We start from the raw sequence: 583 nt of genomic DNA, 5'->3' as shown, positions 1-583 counted from the left end.
ACGGCAAAGGCCCTGGAATCGCGCACCGACACGGCTTCGACCGTGCCGTCGGGCGCGATGGCCTCGACCTGCAGCTTGGCACCGAGCCGCTCGACCGCCTGGCGGTGGACCGAGTTGACCAGGATGTCGCCGGGGCCGAATACACCGGCCAGGCAGCTGCCCGGCTTGATCGTCGCCGTCTGGCGAATGGCGAAACGTTCGTCCTGGTTGTCGCTGACGGGGGCGCGGTGGTCGTCGATGCCGTCGCGCTCCTGGATTTCGGTGGCGAGCGAGCCGCCAAGGGCGACGTTGAGCTCCTGGATGCCGCGGCAGATGGCAAGCAGCGGCACGCCGCGCTCGATCGCCTTGCGGATCAGGGGCATGGTGGTGGAATCGCGGGCGAAATCGTAAGGACCATTGGCTTCCGTCGCCTCTTCGCCGTAAAGGCGCGGATCGACATTGGACTTGGAGCCGGTCAGCATCACGCCGTCGACCGACGACAACAACACGTCGAGGTCGAGGCGATCGCCGAAGGACGGCACCAGCACAGGCAGCACGCCGGCACCCGAAATTGCCGCCTCCAGATATTGCTGGGGCGCTGCAT

At 66.9% G+C, this 583-nt stretch carries 1 protein-coding gene; it reads right to left on the bottom strand.

The genetic code is table 11. The features are described from left to right. Positions 1–583, bottom strand: a 583-nt coding sequence (locus tag NDO48_RS29055) for a gamma-glutamyl-gamma-aminobutyrate hydrolase family protein (RefSeq protein WP_267322893.1), incomplete at both ends; no start/stop codon positions are given.

The sequence above is a fragment of the Aminobacter sp. MET-1 genome (genome assembly GCF_026521175.1).
In the GTDB taxonomy this organism is placed as follows: Bacteria; Pseudomonadota; Alphaproteobacteria; order Rhizobiales; family Rhizobiaceae; genus Aminobacter.
Note: the sequence above shows the minus strand (reverse complement) of the source record. Positions and strands in the feature narration are given on the sequence as shown.